This window comes from Altererythrobacter sp. Root672, from assembly GCF_001427865.1.
Taxonomy (GTDB): domain Bacteria; phylum Pseudomonadota; class Alphaproteobacteria; order Sphingomonadales; family Sphingomonadaceae; genus Croceibacterium_A.
On the sequence record NZ_LMHH01000003.1, the window covers coordinates 573326 to 591453 of the forward strand.

Below are 18128 nucleotides of genomic sequence, written 5' to 3' on the forward strand. Positions count from 1 at the left end.
GCTTGTCGAAGGACCCATCGTCTCACGGAGCGGGTTTGGCCGGTCGCCACGCCGGCGGCAGGAAGCTCGGCGGTAGTTCGATGCTCACGCTGTCTCCCAGTTCGCGAGAACTGTGCCCGACGCTGATGGTGTAGGCGCCCGCTCCGTGCGTCCAACCCGGACGGCCGGTGAACCAGGTGGCGAGCACGCGCGGATCGATGTGGATGTCGAGCTGCTTGGTCTCGCCCGGGGCAAGCTCAACACGCTCGAAGCCCCCAAGCCTGCGCGGCGCTTCCCAGCCCATGCCGGAGACATAGACTTGCACCACTTCGGCGCCCGCGCGCTTTCCGGTGTTCGTCACTTCGACCATCGCGACCAGCCCTTCGCCCTCAGGCATGACGACCAGGTGGTCGATCTCGAACGTGGTGTAGGACAGCCCGTGGCCGAACGGGAACAGCGGTTCGTGGCCGTGCTTGTCGAACCACTTGTAGCCCACGGCGGCGCCCTCGTCGTAGACGATGTCACCTTTGCGTGGGTCGCCGGGATGCGGGAGCTGGTCGAGGCTGCGCGGGAAGGTCGCCGGCAAGTGGCCGGAGGGATTGACGGCGCCGGTCAGGATCCGGGCGATAGCCGCGCCGCCTGCGCGTCCGGGATACCAGGCCTCGACAATGGCCGGCACCTTGTCCGCCCAGGGCATCAGCACCGGCCCGCCGGTCTGGAGCACGACGACCGTGTTGGGGTTGGCAGCGGCAACGGCGCCGATCAGCGCGTCCTGTCCGTCACCGAGCGCGAGCGGCACGTCGATGCTCTCGCTCGCCCACTGAGTGCCGAATACGAGCACGACGTCCGCCTGGGCTGCGAGCCGTGCGGCTGCTGCCGGATCGGCCGTTCCCTCGGCATAGTCGATCTGCGCATCGGGCAGCAGCTTGCGCAGTTCCTCCAGCGGTGATGACGGATAGAACACGACAGGGCCCGGCCAGCTCGTCGGCTTGATCCCCGGCACGGCGTTGGTGCCGTCGGGATAGACTTGGCTCGACCCGCCGCCCGAGAGCACGCCCTTGTCCGCATGGCCGCCGATCACCGCGATCCGCCGGGCGGTGGCCGCCAGCGGGAGCACCTCGCGCTCGTTCTTCAGCAGCACCATGCCGGCTTCCGCCCCGCGCTGGCTGACCGCGCGGTTGGCGGTAAAGTCAATCGGCTGGCCTTCGCTCACCGGATTGTCGATCAGCCCGTGAGCGTAGATCGGGTGGAGTATCCTCGTGACCATCAGGTCGATCTGCGCCTGCGAGATTTCGCCCGCGGCGACGGCCTTGCCAAGCTTGTCGGCGCTGAACCAGTCGGCGCGTTGCAGGCCATAGCCCGACTCCTGATCGAGCCCGGCATTGGCCGCCGCGGCAGTGGAATGGGCAGCGCCCCAGTCCGACATGACATAGCCTGGAAAGCCCCACTCATCGCGCAAGACCTGGGTCAGCAGGAACGGCTGCTCGCAGGCGTAGAGCCCGCCGACGCGGTTGTAGGCGCACATGACCGAACCGGGATCGCCGCGCTCGATGGCGATCTGGAACGCCAGCAGGTCGGACATCCGCAGCGCGCCTTCTTCGACGATGGCGTTGCCGTTGTTGCGGTCGGTCTCCTGGTCGTTGACCGCGAAGTGCTTGACCGTCGAGATGATCTGGTTGGACTGGACGCCAGCGATCTGCGCGCCGGCCATGATCCCGGCGAGCAGCGGGTCCTCTCCGGTATATTCGAAGTTCCGCCCGTTGCGCGGCTCGCGCATCAGGTTGACGCTGCCGCCCAGCAGCACGTTGAACCCGTCGGCGCGCGCTTCCGATCCGATCATCTTGCCCGCCGCGAAGGCCAGCTCAGGATCCCAGCTCGCCGCCGTTGCCAGGCCTGAGGGCAGGGCCGTGCGGGGCCGTTTCTCCGCCGCTCCGCCCTGGGTCGCCACGCCGATCCCGGCGTCAGCCTGCCACTGCGGCGGAATGCCGAGGCGCGGAATGCCCGGCACATAGCCGGCCGAGCCGTTGCGCGCCGCCTTTGGGGCTTCGAACTTAGCGGGCGGAAAGTCGGTGCCGAAGTAGCCCTTGAGCAGGGTGAGCTTCTCGTCCTGCGTCATCTGCGCCAGCGTCGCAGCCGCGCGCTCTGCCGGCGTGCCCTTCGTCGCGGCGGCGAGCACGACTGGCGTGGCGGTCTGCTGCGCCATCAGCGCCTGGGCGCTGAGCCCCAGGCTTAGCGCTGCTGTCATCTTCCAGACATTTGCCCGGCTCATGGCGTCCTCCCCTGTTTTGGCCAATTGACCACAAGTGCGCCTCTCGCGCTACATCGGGCCGGTTGGTATGCGCTGAAAAGCAGGTTCATTTTGTCAAAAGGCTTGCCGCGATTCGGGCGCGGTATCGGGAGTATGCAATGATTTCGGACCGCCGTGTTTTCCTCCGGGCTACCGGCTCGGCCTTTGCAGCGCTGGCGGCCAGCGGCTGCCTGCGTTCCGGCTTTGCCGCCGCGGCTGATGGTCCGGGTGGCTATGGCCCGCTCTTGTCCGATCCCAACGGGCTGATCGACCTGCCTCAGGGCTTCAGCTACCGCATCCTCTCCAGCCTCGGCGACGCGATGAGCGACGGCGGCACTGTGCCCGACCATGCCGACGGTATGGGCTGCTTCGACCTTGGCGGTGGCAAGTGGGCGCTGGTGCGCAATCACGAGCTTATGCCCAACCACGATTCGGGCGGCGCGGTCGGACCGGCGTTTGATACGCTGGGAGACACCGGCGTGCCGCTTCCGGGCGGTACGACCACGCTGGTCCTCAATGCCGAGACGCTGGCTGTCGACCAGCAACATCGCTCGCTCTCGGGCACGATCCGCAACTGCGCGGGCGGCATCACCCCGTGGGGCAGCTGGATGACGTGCGAGGAGAACGTCAGCCGGGCGGACGGCAAGATCAACAAGGACCATGGCTTCGTGTTCGAAGTTCCGGCCAACGCCCCCGGCCCGATCGACCCGGTGCCGCTCAAGGCGATGGGCCGTTTCAATCACGAAGCCGCCTGCGTCGATCCGGCGACGGGCGTGGTCTACGAGACCGAGGACCGCGAGGATGGGCTGCTCTATCGCTTCATCCCCAACGTGAAGGGCAAGCTGGCCGAAGGCGGCAAGCTGCAGGCGCTGGCGATTGATGGCTTGCCCGACACTCGCAACTGGAGCGGGGTGACCTTCGAGCCGCAGGGCTGGCACGGCGTCCGCTGGATCGACCTCGACAATGTCGAAGCCCCCGACGACGACTTGCGCAAGCGCGGCGCGGCGGCTGGGGCGACGATCTTCGCTCGCGGCGAGGGCATCTGGATGGGCGAGGGCGAGCTCTACTTCTGCTGCACCAGCGGCGGCGCGGCCAAGCTCGGCCAGATCTTCCGCCTGCGGCCGCAAGCCAGCGGGCCCGACCGGTTGCAGTTGTTCTACGAGAGCACCTCGATCGAACAGTTCAACTTCGGCGACAACCTGACCGTGGCTCCGGGCGGGCACCTCGTGGTGTGCGAGGACCAGTACACCGAGCAGACCTCCAACCACTTGCGCTGGATCACGCCGGAGGGCGTGGCCTATCCGCTGGCGCTGTCGCGGATCGATACCGAGTGGGCCGGGGCGTGTTTCTCGCCTGACGGCAAGGTGCTGTTCGTAAACCTCTATCGCCCGGCGAAGACCGTCGCCATAACCGGACCATGGATCGCCTGATGCACTTTGCAGACCCCCGCGCCGAAGCCGTGTTCGCCCAGTACGACGCGCGCCACCGGCAAGAGCTGGACCTCTCGCGCGAGTTGCCGCGCGGTTCGTTCGGCGAACGCCGCGATGAATTCCTGCTGCCTGTGGGCGCCGATGCGGCGGAGTTTCTCCGCTCGCTCGCCGTGGGGCGAAAGCCCGCGCGGATCCTGGAGCTGGGGACGAGCTATGGCTACTCCACGCTGTTCCTGGCCGACGCCGCCCGCATCTGCGGCGCGCGTATGGTTTCGGTCGACGTCGATGCCGGGAAGCAGGCTTACGCCCGTGACATGCTGGAACAGGCCGGCCTCGCCGAGTTTGTGGAGTTCCGCTCTGGCGACGCGCTGGAGGTGATCGCCGCGGACGAGGGCGAGTGGGGCTTCGTCCTGCTCGACATCTGGAAGGACCTTTACCTCCCGTGCTTCGAAGCGGTCTATCCGCGGCTGGCCGAGGAAGGGATCATTGCGTCGGACAACATGATCTATCCCGAAGGCGCGCGCGAATCCGTGAGGGCGTTCCGCGAGGCGGTGAAGGCCAAGCCCGACCTGCAGACGCTGCTGCTGCCGATCGGCAGTGGGCTCGAACTCACCATCAAGTGGAGCGCGGGCAACCCGAAGCTGTGAGCGGTCGGTACGCGGTCCTGTTCGTCTGCCTCGGCAACATCTGCCGTTCGCCGCTGGCCGAGGCGGCGTTCCGGCTGGAGGCTGAGCGGCTAGGGCTGGAGGTCGAGATCGATTCTGCCGGCACGGCTGGTTGGCATTCGGGCAAGGCGCCCGATCCGCGGTCTTGTGCCGTGGCGAAGGCCAAGGGGGTCCCGATCGATCACTTGGCGGCGCGGCAGGTGACCGTGGCGGACTATCGCCGGTTCACGCACATCTTTGCGCTGGATGAGGACAACCTGACCGTGCTCCAGGCTCGCGCTCCAGCTGATGCGACAGCGGAGATCGGGCTGCTGCTGGACTGCGTGCCGGGACGTGAGGGGGAGGAAGTGGCCGATCCCTACTACGGCGACGCGGCCGGGTTCGAGGTGACCTGGCGAGATGTGAGCGAAGCCGCGCGGGCGCTGGCGGAACGGTTGCGGGGTTAGGATCCTCCCCGAGCTTGCTCGGGGAGGGGGACCGTCCGCGAAGCGGATGGTGGAGGGGGATGGCGTTTGGTCGCATGCCCCTCCGTCACGCGCCTGCGGCGCGCGCCACCTCCCCGAGCAAGCTCGAGGAGGATTTAGAGGGAAGCTACGATCTCCAGCACCTGCTCGGCATATTCCGGCCGGCAGATCAGCAGGTCGGGCAGGTAGGTGTCGGCGTTGTTGTACACCAGCGGCGAACCATCGATCCGCGAGCAATGCAGCCCATTGGCCTTGGCCACGGCAACCGGCGCGCAGTTGTCCCATTCGTACTGGCCGCCGGAGTGGAGATAGATCTCCGCTTGCCCGGTAACGACCGCCATGGCCTTGGCCCCGGCGGAGCCCATCGGCACCAGCTCGCAGCCGAGCTTCTCGGCGACAGCGACAGCCTCGGCGGCGGGCCGCGTACGACTCACCAGCATGCGCGGCGCGCCGTTGTGCGCAGCAGGCGTCACTGGCTCGCCCGAGTTTAGCACCAGGCCGCCATCGAGGCCCGGAAGGGCTACCGCGCCGATCTCAGCCACGCCGTCGATAGCCAACCCGACATGGACCGCCCAGTCGGGCCGCGCCTCGCCGTATTCGCGTGTGCCGTCGAGCGGGTCGATGATCCACACGCGCGACTTGGCCAGGCGCTCGTCAGTGTCCTTGCTCTCCTCGGAGAGCAGCCCGTCGTCGGGCCGCTCTGCAAGCAGGCGTTCGACGAGGTAGGCATTGGCCAACCGGTCGCCTTCCTGCCCGAGCGCCTTGCCCTCGAACTCACCGCGAGCACGTAGGTCGAGCAGGATGCGCCCGGCGGCTTCAGCGAGTTCGGCCGCCAGCGCGGCATCGGCCTGGCTCACAGATCGGGGGTCCAGGCGCCGATCAGGCGATTGACGATGAGTTCGGCCGCATCCTCCGGAGAGGTCTTGGTCGTGTCGATCCGGATCTCCGGGTTCACCGGCCGCTCGTAAGGACTGTCGATACCGGTGAAGTTCTTCAGCTCGCCCGAGCGGGCCTTCTTGTAGAGCCCCTTCACGTCGCGGTTTTCCGCTACTTCCAGCGGCGTATCGACGAACACCTCGATGAACTCGCCTTCGGGCAGCATTTGCCGCACCAGTTCGCGTTCGGCGCGGAACGGGCTGATGAACGCGGTGAGCACGATCAGGCCGGCATCAGTCATCAGCTTGGCGACCTCGCCCACGCGGCGGATGTTCTCGATCCGGTCGGCCTCGGTGAAGCCCAGGTCCTTGTTGAGCCCGTGGCGGACGTTGTCGCCGTCGAGCAGGAAGGTGTGGCGGCCGGTGGCGTGGAGCTTCTTTTCGACCATGTTGGCGATGGTCGACTTGCCCGAGCCCGACAGGCCGGTGAACCAAAGCACCGCAGGGCCTTGACCCTTGAGCGCCGCGTGCTGTTCACGCCCGACTTCCAGCGCCTGCCAGTGAACGTTCTGAGCCCGCCGCAAGCTGAAGTGGATCATGCCCGCCGCAACCGTGGCGTTGGTCAACTTGTCGACCAGGATGAACCCGCCGAGCTGGCGGCTCGTGGCGTAAGGTTCGAACACGATCGGCTTGTCGGTCGTGACCTCGGCCACGCCGATGGAGTTGAGCGAAAGGCTCTTCGCCGCGAGGTGTTCGAGCGAATTGACGTCGATCTCGTACTTCGGGTGAGCAACGCTGGCGCTGACGGTCTGCGTCGCCAGCTTGAGCCAGTAGCCACGGCCCGGGATCAGTGCGTCGTCGCTCATCCACACCAGCGTGGCTTCGAACTGGTCGGCGGCCTGCGGAGGATTGTCCGCTGCGGCCAGCACGTCGCCACGGCTGCAGTCGATCTCGTCGGCCAGGGTCAGCGTGACCGACTGGCCCGCGACCGCTTCGTCGAGGTCGCCACCCTGCGTGACGATCCGCGCCACGGTGCTGGTCTTGCCCGAAGGCACCACGCGCACCGCGTCACCCGGCTTGATCGTGCCCTCGGCGATCAGCCCGGCAAAGCCGCGGAAGTCGAGGTTGGGGCGGTTGACCCATTGAACCGGCATGCGGAACGCATGGCCTTGCGCCGCGGCGCTTTCGAGCTCGACCGTCTCGAGATGCTCGATCAGGCTCGGCCCGCGGTACCACGGAGTCTCGGCCGAAGGGGCCTGGGTGATGTTGTCGCCCTTGAACCCGGACAGGGGGATTGCGGTGAACCCGGCGATGCCGATCTCCTGCGCGAAGGCGTGGTAATCGGCGACGATCTTGTTGAACACTTCCTGGTCGTATCCGACCAGGTCCATCTTGTTCACTGCCAGCACGATGTGGCGGATGCCGATCAGGTGCGCCAGGTACGAGTGGCGCCGGGTCTGCACCAGCACGCCCTTGCGCGCGTCGATCAGGATCACCGCGAGGTCGGCGGTCGAAGCGCCGGTGACCATGTTGCGGGTGTACTGTTCGTGGCCCGGGGTATCGGCGACGATGAACTTGCGCTTCTCAGTCGAGAAAAAGCGATAGGCGACGTCGATGGTGATGCCCTGTTCGCGCTCGGCGGCGAGGCCATCGACGAGCAGCGCGAAGTCGATCTCCTGCCCTTGCGTGCCGACGCGCTTGCTATCGGCTTCGAGCGCGGCGAGCTGATCCTCGAAGATCATCTTGCTGTCGTAGAGCAGCCGCCCGATCAGCGTGGACTTGCCGTCATCGACACTGCCGCACGTGATGAAGCGCAGCAGGCCCTTGTTCTGGTGCAGTTCCAGATAGGCCTCGATGTCCTCGGCAATGAGGGCGTCGGTCTGGTAGATCGTTTCGGGGGAAGCCTGGTCGGCCATCGTCAAAACCTCCGCTCGCCCTGAGCCCGTCGAAGGGCCCCGGCACTGCGCTGCGGTGGTTCGACAAGCTCACCACGAACGGAAAGGGGAGAGGCCATCAGAAATAGCCCTCCTGCTTCTTCTTTTCCATGCCGGCACCGCCAGCATCCTTGTCGATCGCGCGGCCCTGGCGTTCGCTGGTGGTGGTGAGCAGCATCTCTTGCACCACTTCGGGCAAAGTCGCCGCCTCGCTCTCGACCGCGCCGGTCAGCGGATAGCAGCCGAGCGTGCGGAAGCGGATCGAGCGCATGACCGGCTCTTCGCCTGGAAGCAGCGGAAAGCGTTCGTCATCGACCATCAGCAGCAGTCCGTCGCGCTCAACGGTCGGGCGCGGGGCGGCGAGGTAGAGCGGCACGATCTCGATCCCTTCGGCCATGATGTATTGCCAGATGTCGAGCTCGGTCCAGTTGGACAGCGGGAACACGCGGATGCTCTCGCCCTTGGATTTCCGGGCGTTGTAGAGGTTCCACAGCTCGGGCCGCTGGTTCTTCGGGTCCCAGCCATGGGTCGCGGTGCGGAACGAGAAGATCCGCTCCTTGGCGCGGCTCTTTTCCTCGTCGCGCCGGGCGCCGCCGAAGGCCGCGTCGAAAGCCCACTTGTCGAGCGCTTGCTTGAGCCCTTCGGTCTTCCACATGTCGGTATGCAGGGGACCGTGGTCGAACGGGTTGATGCCCCGCTCCATCGCTTCAGGGTTGTGGTAGACCAGCAGGTCCATCCCCGCGTCCCGCGCGGCCTTATCGCGCAGGGCGTACATGTCCTGGAACTTCCACGTCGTATCGACATGCAACAACGGAAACGGCGGCGGGGCCGGGTAGAACGCCTTCTTGGCAAGATGCAGCATCACCGCGCTGTCCTTGCCTACCGAATAGAGCATCACGGGATTAGTAGCCTCGGCCACGACTTCCCGCATGATGTGAATACTCTCCGCCTCGAGGCGGGATAGGTGGGTCAGCGATTGCATGGACGCGAAGTGCCGTTTGGCGCGGCTATTCGCAAGTGCGCGAATGGGGAGAAATTCTTGTCCGCCATCAAGCGGGGAAGGGCGTCCATTCCTCCTGAAGAGGTAGTGGAGCGAAAATGGCATCGAGCATTTCGCCGGTGACACCTTCGGCTGTGGCCGGGTTCCAAGCCGGGGCGTTGTCCTTGTCGACCAGCACCGCGCGCACGCCTTCGGCGAAATCGGGCCGCATGATCATGCGCGCGGCGAGGCGGTATTCGAGCGCCATTTCCTCGGCGAAATCGCGCGTGGCGGCGCTTTCGGCGAACTCACGCAGAGCGACCTTCGCGGTGGCGGGGCACTTCGAGGCGACGGCCTTGAGTTCCTTGCCCGCCCACTCGGATGGGTCGTTGGCGAGCGCCTCGAGGACGCCTTCCAGCGTGTCGGGCGCGAAGAGCCGGTCGATGCGCTCGGCGTTGCGCGCCAGGCGCGCAGGAGGGGGTTCGCTGGCGAGGTCGCTGAGCACGGCTTCGATCTCGCTGGGACTTTCGGCGATTTGCAGCTTCGCTTCCGCCAGTCGTTCGCTCAGCAGGTAGTGCGTGGCGAGCCCGCTCCACAGGCACTCCGCGCCGTCGAGCCGGGCACTGGTTAGCGCGAGGAACTTGCCGATCTGCCCCTGCAGGCGCGGCAGGTACCACCCGGCGCCGACATCGGGGAACAGCCCGATCGCGCCCTCGGGCATGGCGAACAGCGTGTTCTCGGTGGCGATGCGATAGCGGCCGGGCAGGGCCAGCCCGACGCCGCCGCCCATCGTTACCCCGTCCATGAAAGCGATCACGGGCTTGGGGTAAGTGAACAGCAGGTGGTTGAGGCGATACTCCGCATGGAAGAACGCCCGGCCCGCCGCTCCGCCATCCTCAAGCGCCGAACGCCGCACCATCGCGACGTCACCGCCAGCGCAGAAGCCGCGGCCTTCGGCGTGGTCGAGGATAACGGCCGCGACATCCGTATCTCCGCGCCACTCCAGGAGCGCGGCGCTAATCGCCTCGCACATCGCTTGGGTCAGGGCGTGGAGAGCTTTGGGGCGATTGAGGGAGATGTGGCCAACGGAGGCGGTGCGGCGGATCAAAACCTCGCTCACAAATCCTCCCCGGCACGGGGACGGGAACCATGCGAAGCATGGTGGAGGGGCACCCTCGATTGACGGGACGCTGCGAGGTCAGGAGCGGCCGCACGTGCCCCTCCACCCCGCGCTACGCGCGCGGTCCCCCTCCCCGTTTCGGGGAGGATCTTTACGCCAGCCGTCATTCCCTCAACAAATCCCGTCCAACGATCAGCCGCATGATCTGGTTGGTGCCTTCCAGAATCGAATGAACCCTGAGGTCGCGCCAGAACCGCTCGACCGGGTAGTCCTGCAGGTAGCCGTAGCCGCCGTGCAGCTGCAAGGCCCGGTCGGCTATCGCGATGCCGGTGTCCGACGCCAGGCGCTTGGCCATCGCCGCAAAGCGCGTCTTGTCCCGCGTTCCGGCCGTGACCTTGGCGGCGGCGAGGTAAAGCAGGGCGCGGGCCGCCTCCAGTTCGGTCGCCATGTCGGCGAGAGTGAACTGGGTGTTCTGGAAATCGGCAATGGCCTTGCCGAACTGCCGCCGCTCCTTGGTGTAGCGAAGCGCCTCGTCCAAACACCGCTGCGCTCCGCCGAGCGAACAGGCGCCAATGTTGAGCCGCCCGCCATCGAGGCCCTGCATGGCGATGCGAAAGCCCTCGCCCTCGCGGCCCACCAGGTTCTCCGCCGGCACGCGCACGTTATCAAGGATCAGCGAGGCGGTCGGCTGCGAATGCCAGCCGAGCTTGCGCTCCGGCGCGCCGAACGAAACGCCGGGCATGCCCTTCTCGATGGCAAGGCAGGAAATGCCCTTGGGACCATCCTCCCCGGTGCGCACCATCGTCAGGTAGAGATCGTTCTCACCCGCGCCGCTGATGAACTGCTTGGTGCCGTTGACCACCCACTCGGCGCCGTCACGCACCGCAGTGGTCTTGAGCGCCGCTGCATCAGAGCCCGAGCCCGGCTCGGTCAGGCAATAGCTCGCCATCCAGTCCATGCCGACCAGAACGGGCAGGTATTTCGCCTTCAGTTCTTCCGAACCGAACAGGTCGATCATCCAGCTCGCCATGTTGTGGATCGAGATGAACGCGCTGGTGGAGGGACAGCCATAGGCCATCGCCTCCATGATCAGCGCCGCCTCAAGCCTGCCGAGCCCGATCCCGCCGTTCTCCTCCGTCACGTAGATGGCGGCGAAGCCCAGCTCCGCCGCCGCCTTGATCGTGTCCTTGGGGAAGACGTGCTTTTCATCCCACTCTGCCGCGTGCGGAGTGATCGCGTGGGCGGTGAACCGCCGTGCCGCTTCCTGGATCGCGAGCTGGTCTTCGGTAAGCTGGAACTGCTCGGTCACTGCCCGCTACCGATCACTGCCTCCGCCTCGATCTCCACTTTCCAGCGCGGATCGTAGAGCGCGGCGATCGCCACCAGCGTGCCCGTCGGCCGGGCGTGCTTGAGCGCGCGGCTGAAGGAAGCGCTGATCGCGTCGGCGTCCTTGATGTCGGTGACGAACATGCGGATGCGGATGACATCGGCCATGTGCCCGCCGAGTTGCTCGATATGCTGGCGGATCAGCGCGAAGCAGCGGTCCGCCTGGGCGCCCGCGTCTTCCTTGACCGATCCGTCAGCCTCGACCCCCACCGTGCCCGAAACGACGATCCGGTCACCCACGCGCAAGGCGCGGGTGAAGCCGATCTCTTCTTCGAACGGAGACTGGGCAGGGATGCGTTGGCGCCCGTCAGCCGGGTCAGCCACAGGTTACTCTCTCGATCACCATGTCCTTGTCGTAGGCGACGGTGACCCGCTCTTCGCGGAAGTCCATGGTCAGCGCGCTGTTCGGCGGGGCCCAGCGGAGGATGGCCGAGCCGGTCACCTTCTGGATTCCGGCGCCGGTCGCTACCGTGGCGCGCTGGCCGACGAAAGTCTGCCCAGGTTCAGCCTTGCATTTGCCGCCCACGAAGTCCTCGTGGTGGCCGGCATCGGTGGTGGCACATCCCCCTAGTATCAGGGCGGCGGCCGCGGCTGCTGCCAGTGCCATTACCTTCGTCATAGGCATGTCCTCTCCTTTTATGCGCACTTGGTATAGCGGAACGGACCGGGCTCTGCATCCTCGCCGTATTCGCGGCGGATCAGCGTCTTTCCCTGGTCCTGCGCGTCGAGCACCACGTCGCGGTTCCATTCCTGGCCTTCGCCGGTGAAGCTGAACGAGGCGCGGATACGGCTGGGATCGAATTCCTCGATTCCTTCCAGCTTGCCGACCGATTCGTAGAACCTGAGTTCGGTGTTGGAGATCGTCAGCAGGCCCTTGGCATCGTCGCGGCCGGGCTCGCAATCGGCGGGCACCATGCCCCAGCGGCCGCGGAGCGCCTCGGGGATGTCGGTCTCATTTTCACCCAGTGTGGGTTCGACCGCAGGTGGCGGGGATACCTCTGCAGCCGGTGTGGTGGCCGTGGTTTCGTCAGCACTGGATTCGTTGCTGCCGCAGCCAGAAAGCGCGACCAGGGCCAGGAGTGGGAAGGTGTAAGCTCTCATATCTGCTCCGTCATTGCCTCCGCGCGCATAACGGACGGCGCGCCATTCCTTTCCCCGCGCGTTGCACCGCGCTAGAGGTCGGCGCGAGAGGAGCAGCAAATGGCTGGATTATGGCTCGACGAATTTGAGGTCGGCAGGGTGTTCGACCATCCGCTGCGCCGTACTGTCACCGAGACAGACAACCTGCTGATGAGCACGCTGACGCACAATCCTGCGCCGCTCCACCTCGATGCCGAATACATGAAGGGCACCGAGTACGGCCGGATCCTGGTCAACTCCTGCTTCACTCTGGGCCTGATGGTCGGGATCTCGGTCAACGACACCACGCAAGGGACGGCGGTCGCCAACCTGGGCTGGGATGAGGTGCGGTTCCCCGTGCCGATCTTCGTCGGCGACACCCTGCGGATCGAGACCGAAGTACTCGACGTGCGCGAGAGCAAGTCTCGTCCCGGACAGGGGATCGTGACCTTCGCGCACCGGGCCTACAACCAGCACGGCGACCTGGTGGCGCACTGCAAGCGCTCGTCCTTGCAACGCAAGCGCCCGGATGCTATTGCTTAGCTTGCTAATTAAATCCCGGAGAGAGCGATGCCCCTTAATGTGAAGCCGATCTTGCCGCGCTTTGGTGCGGAATGCTCGGGCCTCGACCTGACGAAACCCCTCACTCAAGAAGAGGTGAAGCAGGTCACCGACGCGATGGATACCTGGGGTATCACGGTGTGGCGCAACACCGGCATGAACGACGACCAGCACGTCGAGTTCAGCCGCAACTTCGGCTACCTCGAGCGCGTACCGAAGCGCGAGGGCGCCCGTTTCCGCCTGCCGCACCGCGAGCTGTTCGACGCTTCGAACCTCAACGTCGACGGCGAGATCACGCAGGACGTGGCGGCGATCCAGTACCGCAAGGGCGATCGACTGTGGCACACCGACAGCGCCTTCCTGGAAAAGCGCACCAGCTATTCGCTGCTGCTCGCGCATCAGGTTCCGCCCGAAGGCGGCGAGACCTGGTTCGCGGATACGCGTAGCGCCTACGAAGACCTGTCGCAGGACATGAAGGATTTCCTCGAGGACAAGGTCGGCATCAACACCCTGTGGTGGAGCCGCAAGATGGCCGGCGCCGAGATCTCCGACGAGGAGATCGAAGAGCGGCCGCGCGCCAAGCACCCGCTGGTCCACGTACACAAGGGCTCGGGCCGCAAGACGCTGTTCATCGCCGCGCACACCATGGACATCGAAGGCATGCCCAAGGAAGAAGGCCGCGCGCTGCTCAAGCAATTGATCGAGCACGCGACCCAGCCGCAGTACATCTTCAGCGTGAAGTGGAACGTCGGCGACATGGTCATCTGGGACAACCTGGCCTCGATGCATCGCGGCGGCGATTTCGACTATTCGAAGTACCCGCGCGACATGCGCCGCACCACGGTCCGCGAAGGCACCGAGCCGCACCAGATGGAGACCGGCGACGATCCGTTCAGCGAACTCTTCGCGCGGACGCCGAAGATCGTCGACATCCAGGGCGCGCGCTACGCCGGGCGGTAGTTTGAGTTAATCCTCCCCATCGGCTTCGCCGTCGGGGAGGATTTTTGATCACGCAAAGCCGCAAAGGCGCGAAGAGGTTGTGCTGAGCCGAAGGCTCTCTCCCTCCTAACGACCTCGCGCCAACCGCAAGCTCGCCTTGGCAAAAGCGGCTGCGCCGCGAGGCCGTGCCTCTTCGCGCCTTTGCGCCTTTGCGTGACATATTCCTTCCCTTTTTCCGTTCGTCCTGAGCCTGTCGAAGGACGCCAGCGCAGCGCCAGCGTGGTTCGACAAGCTCACCACGAACGGGGGAATGGGGCGCATCTCGGGGGTTCGCGCAGCCCCACAACAAAAAACGCCCGGCTCCGTCATGGAGTCGGGCGCCTCTGTTCTTGCTCTCGAAGCGAGTCCCTAGATCAGGACGGCGCCAAACAGCATGGTGCTGATCGAGAGCGCAAAGACCGCCGAAATAAGGCGGTTGGCTACGTAGGTCATTGGTGTTCCCCTGTCTGAACCGCCGTTGGGGCGTGTTCGATGGGGCGCAGATGGTGCATTGCACAATATTTCGCAAGTGCGAAATATATGACAAGTGTTGCGTTTTGCGCAACTCAGCAAATAATTGACCGAAAACGAAAACGCCCGGCTCCTCGCGGAACCGGGCGCTTCGATTGCGTGACTGATCTATTGGATCAGAAGATACGCGCAGCCGTCTCAGCCGGAGCGTCGAGCAGGGCTTCGAGCTCGGCGTCGAGGCGCAGGATGGTCAGCGAAGCGCCGGCCATTTCCAGGCTGGTGCAGTATTCGCCAACGTAGTTGCGCACGACGGTGAAGCCGGCCTGCTCGGCCAGTTCGTGAGCCTTGGCGTAGATCACGTAAAGCTCGGTGATCGGCGTGCCGCCGAGACCGTTGACCATCAACGCGATGCGATCGCCCGAGTTGAACGGGATGTCCTTGGCCACGGCTTCGAACAGCTCTTCGGTGATCTTGTCGGCGCTGTGGATCTTCTCGCGACGACGGCCCGGCTCGCCATGGATGCCCACGCCCACTTCGATCTCGTCATCGCCGAGGTCGAAGATCGGGGTGCCCTTGGCCGGCGGAATGCAGCTGGTCAGCGCGACGCCCATGGTGCGGACGTTCTTGTTGACCTTGTCGGCAATGGCATAGACCTCGTCGAGGTTCTTGCCCTGGTCGGCAGCAGCGCCGCAGGCCTTGATGACGAAGAAGTTGCCGGCAACGCCGCGACGGCCGACGGTGTAGAGGCTGTCCTCAACCGCGACGTCGTCGTTGATCCAGAACTGCTTGACGTTGATGTCTTCAGCCGTGGCCATCTCGGTGGCCATGTCCCAAGCCATGCGGTCGCCCTGGTAGTTGTTGACCAGAACCAGCACGCCAGCGTCCGAAGCGCAGGCCTTGATCGTTTCGTAGCAGGCGTCGACCGGCGGAGCGGCGAACACGGCACCCTGGCAGGCGCCGGTCAGCATGCCCGGGCCAACGGCCATGACGTGCGCCGGCTCGTGGCCCGAGCCCGAACCCTGGACGATCGAAACCTTCGAGTTGCTCGGACCGCCCTTGCGGGTGATCATCTGGAACTCGGGGGTGTAGTCGAGCAGGTCAGGGTTGGCCTGCGCGATACCCTTCATGAACTCGGGCACGAACTGTGCGGGATCGTTGACGAACTTCTTCATGGGCTTTCCTCTCCCTGGAAATCAGTTGCGGGTAATCAAGCGGGTTGGTTGAGCACTTCGGCGGCCGTCGCGGTACGCTCGACGCCGAATTCCTTGCACCAGTCGTTCAGGATCACGGCGATCGAAACGATGCCCGGATCCGGCGTACCGGCGCTGCGCTCGCCGACTTGCGAAGCGCGGCCGCGGTGAGCGATCAGCGACTTGGTCTCGTCGATCGCCACTTCGGCGACATCGGCGCATTCGCACAGCGTCAGGCCCAGGTCGGGATTGGCACTGGCGGCATGCTTCTTGAGCGTCTCGTGCACCGGGATCAGCGCGTCGAGCAGGGTCTTGTCGCCCAGCTTGGCGCCACCGCGGGCCTGGATGCCTTCGATGGCCGAACCGAGCATGTCGGACAGGTCCTGCAGGGTGACGGCTTCCTTGCCCTTGCTCAGCATCGCGGCCCGCATGAAGCCAGTGCCCCAGATCGGGCCCGAGCTGCCGCCGACGTGCTTGCTGACCAGCATCGAGATCTTGAGCAGCATCGCGCCGATGTTGCTCTTGTCGATCTCGGGCCATTCGTTCTGGATCACGCGGTAACCGGTCGCGAGCGAGGTGCCGAAGTCACCGTCGCCGGCCAGGCCGTCGAGATCCGAGAAGTACAGTTCGTTGCGAAGCACGGTCGTGCAGGTCGTTTGAATCGCCCGCTCGATCTGGCTCTGCGAAATCTCAGTCATTCCATCCTCCCTCAAGCCGCCTTTGCGGCGGCCAGCTCGCCCAGATCGGCGAGCCTGACATTGACATTGGGTTCGTCACCCAGCTCCGGCACGATCTTTACCGCACCGGTGAAGTCTTCTTCCACCGTGTAAGTGCTGGTCGTGATCAGCGTCGGCAGCCCGGCGCCGGTGGCGGCGAGCAACCCGTTGCGGCTGTCCTCGATCACCATGCATTCGTGAACCGGCAGGCCGAGCGTTTGCTTGGCCAGCTCGTAGATTTCCGGGTTGGGCTTCTTCTTCGAAACCACGTCGCCTGCATGGACGAAGTCAAACTTCGCCTTCCGCTCCGGCCCGAACAAGTCGAGCACGGCGTCGATGAACTTGGGGTTCGAAGTGGTGCACACACCCAGCTTCACGCCGTTCGCGATCGCCTCGTCGATGATGCGCAGGATGCCGGGGCGGACGGGCAGGGTGGAAACCAGCTCCGAGGTGATCTGGGTCTTGGTCTTGTGCAAGGCCAGGATCAGCTCGTCCTTCTGCGCGTCGGTCTCGGTGCCGGCGGGCCAGCCGAACTCGTCGAAATAGGCCCGCATCCGCTCCTTGCCGCCGGCAACCAGCAGCAGCTTGCCATAGAGATCGACGTCCCATTCGGCGTCGATGCCCATTTCCTTGAACGCCAGGTTGAAGCCGACACGGTGCGCATCACGTTCCGTATCCACCAGCACGCCGTCGCAATCGAAAATAAGTGCCTTGATCATCTCTCGTCAGACCCCTCAGGCGGCCTTGGAGAGATAGGCGGGCGCGCGATCCTTGCCGCCGAACTTCTCGATGAAGCCCGAGAACATGTCCTTGCACGCCTTGTACTGCGCATCGATCAGCCGCAGCGGCTCGAAATCGGTCGGCTTGGCGGTGTGGTAATCGACGAAGCTCTGCACGAACACGTGCTTGAGGTTGGTCGAGATGTTGATCTTGGCGCTGCCGCGCTCGATCGCCTTGAGGAAGGTCTCGTCCGACAGGCCGGTGCCGCCGTGCAGCGCCATCGGCGTCTTGGTCAGCTCGTTGATGCGCTTGATGCGGTCGAAGTCGACCACCGGGTCACCGTGATAGAAACCGTGCGCGGTGCCGACGGCGCAAGCGAAGGCCGACAGGTCGAGCGCGTCGCAGAAGCGCTGGGCGTCTTCCGGATCGGTCAGGACCGAATCTTCTTCAGCCACATGCATGTCGTCCTCGACGCCCATGATCTGGCCGAGCTCGGCTTCCATGCCGACGCCATACTTCTCGGCGATGTCGCGCACGCGCTTGGACATCTCGAGGTTCTCTTCGAACGGCAGCTCGGACGCGTCGATCATGATCGAGGTCCAGCCGGCCTTGGCGCAAGCCTCGATCATCGCGAGGTCCTTGCAGTGGTCGAGGTGGAGCACGACCGGCACGGGCGAATCTTCGGCCACGGTGCGGACCCAGGAAACGATTTCCTTGTGGCTCCAGTACTGGATGGTCTTGGTCGAGGTCTGACAGATGACCGGCGCATTCAGCTCTTCGGCCGCGGCGACCATGGCCTTCGTCGTCCCGTAGTCGACGAGGTTGAATGCGGCGACAGCGTAGCCGTTGTCCATCGCGTCGCGAAGCAACGGCTTCATGTTCACCAGCGGCATAGGGTGCTCCCTTTCAGAATGATTCGGCGCGCGCCCCGGCGCGCTTGAGACTCGCCGCGCATAGAGCGCGTAACGGCAGAGTCCAATACCTATACGGGCACTTTGCGGCCACAGATATTGTCAACGAGACGGACGCGCACGCAAAGTTCACGGGAGCAAGGCGCGAAACTCGGGCCTTGCTCCAGTTTGGTCCGGGCCGGAGACGGGAAGTCGGCAGCGGAGTTTGCTCGGCCTCGAAACGCAGCCGATTGAAACCTTGGCAAATCGGGCTATCCGTTGCAGACACTGGTCAAAATAATAACGGGACACAGTCCCGATTGAGGGGATGACCATAATGCGCCTGCGATCGCGCCTGCTCCGT

Annotated in this window: 17 protein-coding genes and 1 pseudogene; 5 read left to right on the top strand and 13 right to left on the bottom strand. The window is 65.1% G+C overall.

Translation table 11 applies throughout. From position 1 onward, the window contains the following. Positions 1-22: 22 nt before the first annotated feature. The gene (locus tag ASD76_RS16795) at positions 23-2248 is read right to left on the bottom strand and encodes a glycoside hydrolase family 3 C-terminal domain-containing protein (protein ID WP_055925803.1); all 2226 of its coding nucleotides are present in this window, start codon (positions 2246-2248) and stop codon (positions 23-25) included. Positions 2249-2385: 137 nt separating this feature from the next. Between ASD76_RS16795 and ASD76_RS16800 the strand changes: the two genes are divergently transcribed. From ASD76_RS16800 to ASD76_RS16810, 3 genes are read left to right on the top strand one after another with little or no spacing between them, the layout of a single operon-like run. Further along, the gene (locus tag ASD76_RS16800) at positions 2386-3696 is read left to right on the top strand and encodes an alkaline phosphatase PhoX (protein WP_055925806.1); all 1311 of its coding nucleotides are present in this window, start codon (positions 2386-2388) and stop codon (positions 3694-3696) included. Further along, positions 3696-4343: an O-methyltransferase gene (locus tag ASD76_RS16805; RefSeq protein WP_162249692.1), complete on the top strand. Its 648-nt coding sequence runs from the start codon at positions 3696-3698 to the stop codon at positions 4341-4343. The genes ASD76_RS16800 and ASD76_RS16805 overlap by 1 nt, the downstream gene beginning before the upstream one ends. Next, positions 4340-4807, top strand: a complete 468-nt coding sequence (locus ASD76_RS16810) for a low molecular weight protein-tyrosine-phosphatase (RefSeq protein ID WP_082553928.1) — start codon at positions 4340-4342, stop codon at positions 4805-4807. The genes ASD76_RS16805 and ASD76_RS16810 overlap by 4 nt, the downstream gene beginning before the upstream one ends. A gap of 134 nt (positions 4808-4941) precedes the next feature. Here ASD76_RS16810 and ASD76_RS16815 read toward each other — a convergent pair whose 3' ends face one another. From ASD76_RS16815 to ASD76_RS16850, 8 genes are all read right to left on the bottom strand, one after another. Next, a complete protein-coding gene (locus ASD76_RS16815) occupies positions 4942-5682 on the bottom strand; it encodes a 3'(2'),5'-bisphosphate nucleotidase CysQ (RefSeq protein WP_055925815.1) in 741 nt (246 codons plus the stop codon). Further along, positions 5679-7616, bottom strand: coding sequence for a sulfate adenylyltransferase subunit CysN (gene cysN / locus ASD76_RS16820; protein ID WP_055925818.1), 1938 nt, complete (start codon positions 7614-7616; stop codon positions 5679-5681). Before cysN ends, ASD76_RS16815 begins: the two co-directional genes overlap by 4 nt. A gap of 97 nt (positions 7617-7713) precedes the next feature. Next, positions 7714-8739 (bottom strand): sulfate adenylyltransferase subunit CysD, encoded by a 1026-nt coding sequence (gene cysD, locus ASD76_RS16825; RefSeq protein WP_082553912.1) that lies wholly within the window; start codon positions 8737-8739, stop codon positions 7714-7716. Next, complete coding sequence (locus tag ASD76_RS16830; protein WP_055925824.1) at positions 8684-9733, bottom strand: enoyl-CoA hydratase/isomerase family protein; 1050 nt, start codon at positions 9731-9733, stop codon at positions 8684-8686. The genes cysD and ASD76_RS16830 overlap by 56 nt, the downstream gene beginning before the upstream one ends. 163 nt (positions 9734-9896) lie before the next feature. After that, a complete protein-coding gene (locus ASD76_RS16835; protein WP_055925827.1) occupies positions 9897-11042 on the bottom strand; it encodes an acyl-CoA dehydrogenase family protein in 1146 nt (381 codons plus the stop codon). Further along, on the bottom strand, positions 11039-11443 hold the full coding sequence (locus ASD76_RS16840; protein ID WP_055925830.1) for a Rid family hydrolase: 405 nt from the start codon (positions 11441-11443) through the stop codon (positions 11039-11041). Before ASD76_RS16840 ends, ASD76_RS16835 begins: the two co-directional genes overlap by 4 nt. Next, positions 11436-11744 (bottom strand): I78 family peptidase inhibitor, encoded by a 309-nt coding sequence (locus tag ASD76_RS16845; protein WP_162249693.1) that lies wholly within the window; start codon positions 11742-11744, stop codon positions 11436-11438. Before ASD76_RS16845 ends, ASD76_RS16840 begins: the two co-directional genes overlap by 8 nt. Positions 11745-11755: 11 nt before the next feature. Continuing rightward, on the bottom strand, positions 11756-12220 hold the full coding sequence (locus ASD76_RS16850; protein WP_055925836.1) for a hypothetical protein: 465 nt from the start codon (positions 12218-12220) through the stop codon (positions 11756-11758). A gap of 96 nt (positions 12221-12316) precedes the next feature. Between ASD76_RS16850 and ASD76_RS16855 the strand changes: the two are divergent. Together ASD76_RS16855 and ASD76_RS16860 are read left to right on the top strand one after the other, a co-directional pair. After that, positions 12317-12781 (top strand): annotated as a pseudogene (locus tag ASD76_RS16855) (MaoC family dehydratase); the annotation flags it as partial. A 27-nt stretch (positions 12782-12808) separates the two neighbouring features. Beyond that, positions 12809-13759: a TauD/TfdA dioxygenase family protein gene (locus tag ASD76_RS16860; RefSeq protein ID WP_055925842.1), complete on the top strand. Its 951-nt coding sequence runs from the start codon at positions 12809-12811 to the stop codon at positions 13757-13759. Positions 13760-14424: 665 nt separating this feature from the next. Here the strand turns inward: ASD76_RS16860 and dhaK are convergent. From dhaK to ASD76_RS16880, 4 genes are read right to left on the bottom strand one after another with little or no spacing between them, the layout of a single operon-like run. Then, positions 14425-15420, bottom strand: coding sequence for a dihydroxyacetone kinase subunit DhaK (gene dhaK, locus ASD76_RS16865; RefSeq protein WP_055925845.1), 996 nt, complete (start codon positions 15418-15420; stop codon positions 14425-14427). A 35-nt stretch (positions 15421-15455) separates the two neighbouring features. After that, positions 15456-16136, bottom strand: a complete 681-nt coding sequence (gene dhaL, locus ASD76_RS16870) for a dihydroxyacetone kinase subunit DhaL (protein ID WP_055925848.1) — start codon at positions 16134-16136, stop codon at positions 15456-15458. An 11-nt stretch (positions 16137-16147) separates the two neighbouring features. Then, the gene (locus ASD76_RS16875) at positions 16148-16873 is read right to left on the bottom strand and encodes an HAD-IA family hydrolase (protein ID WP_055925851.1); all 726 of its coding nucleotides are present in this window, start codon (positions 16871-16873) and stop codon (positions 16148-16150) included. 15 nt (positions 16874-16888) lie between these two features. Beyond that, positions 16889-17767, bottom strand: a complete 879-nt coding sequence (locus ASD76_RS16880; RefSeq protein ID WP_055925854.1) for a class II fructose-bisphosphate aldolase — start codon at positions 17765-17767, stop codon at positions 16889-16891. Positions 17768-18128 lie beyond the last annotated feature (361 nt).

Bases quoted from the DNA above. Each gene is read 5' to 3' on its own strand.
- ASD76_RS16795 (WP_055925803.1), bottom strand. From the start codon at position 2,248: ATGAGCCGGGCAAATGTCTGGAAGATGACAGCAGCGCTAAGCCTGGGG.
- ASD76_RS16800 (WP_055925806.1), top strand. From the start codon at position 2,386: ATGATTTCGGACCGCCGTGTTTTCCTCCGGGCTACCGGCTCGGCCTTT.
- ASD76_RS16805 (WP_162249692.1), top strand. From the start codon at position 3,696: ATGCACTTTGCAGACCCCCGCGCCGAAGCCGTGTTCGCCCAGTACGAC.
- cysN (WP_055925818.1), bottom strand. From the start codon at position 7,616: ATGGCCGACCAGGCTTCCCCCGAAACGATCTACCAGACCGACGCCCTC.
- cysD (WP_082553912.1), bottom strand. From the start codon at position 8,739: ATGCCATTTTCGCTCCACTACCTCTTCAGGAGGAATGGACGCCCTTCC.
- ASD76_RS16845 (WP_162249693.1), bottom strand. From the start codon at position 11,744: ATGCCTATGACGAAGGTAATGGCACTGGCAGCAGCCGCGGCCGCCGCC.
- ASD76_RS16850 (WP_055925836.1), bottom strand. From the start codon at position 12,220: ATGAGAGCTTACACCTTCCCACTCCTGGCCCTGGTCGCGCTTTCTGGC.
- ASD76_RS16860 (WP_055925842.1), top strand. From the start codon at position 12,809: ATGCCCCTTAATGTGAAGCCGATCTTGCCGCGCTTTGGTGCGGAATGC.
- dhaK (WP_055925845.1), bottom strand. From the start codon at position 15,420: ATGAAGAAGTTCGTCAACGATCCCGCACAGTTCGTGCCCGAGTTCATG.
- dhaL (WP_055925848.1), bottom strand. From the start codon at position 16,136: ATGACTGAGATTTCGCAGAGCCAGATCGAGCGGGCGATTCAAACGACC.
- ASD76_RS16875 (WP_055925851.1), bottom strand. From the start codon at position 16,873: ATGATCAAGGCACTTATTTTCGATTGCGACGGCGTGCTGGTGGATACG.
- ASD76_RS16880 (WP_055925854.1), bottom strand. From the start codon at position 17,767: ATGCCGCTGGTGAACATGAAGCCGTTGCTTCGCGACGCGATGGACAAC.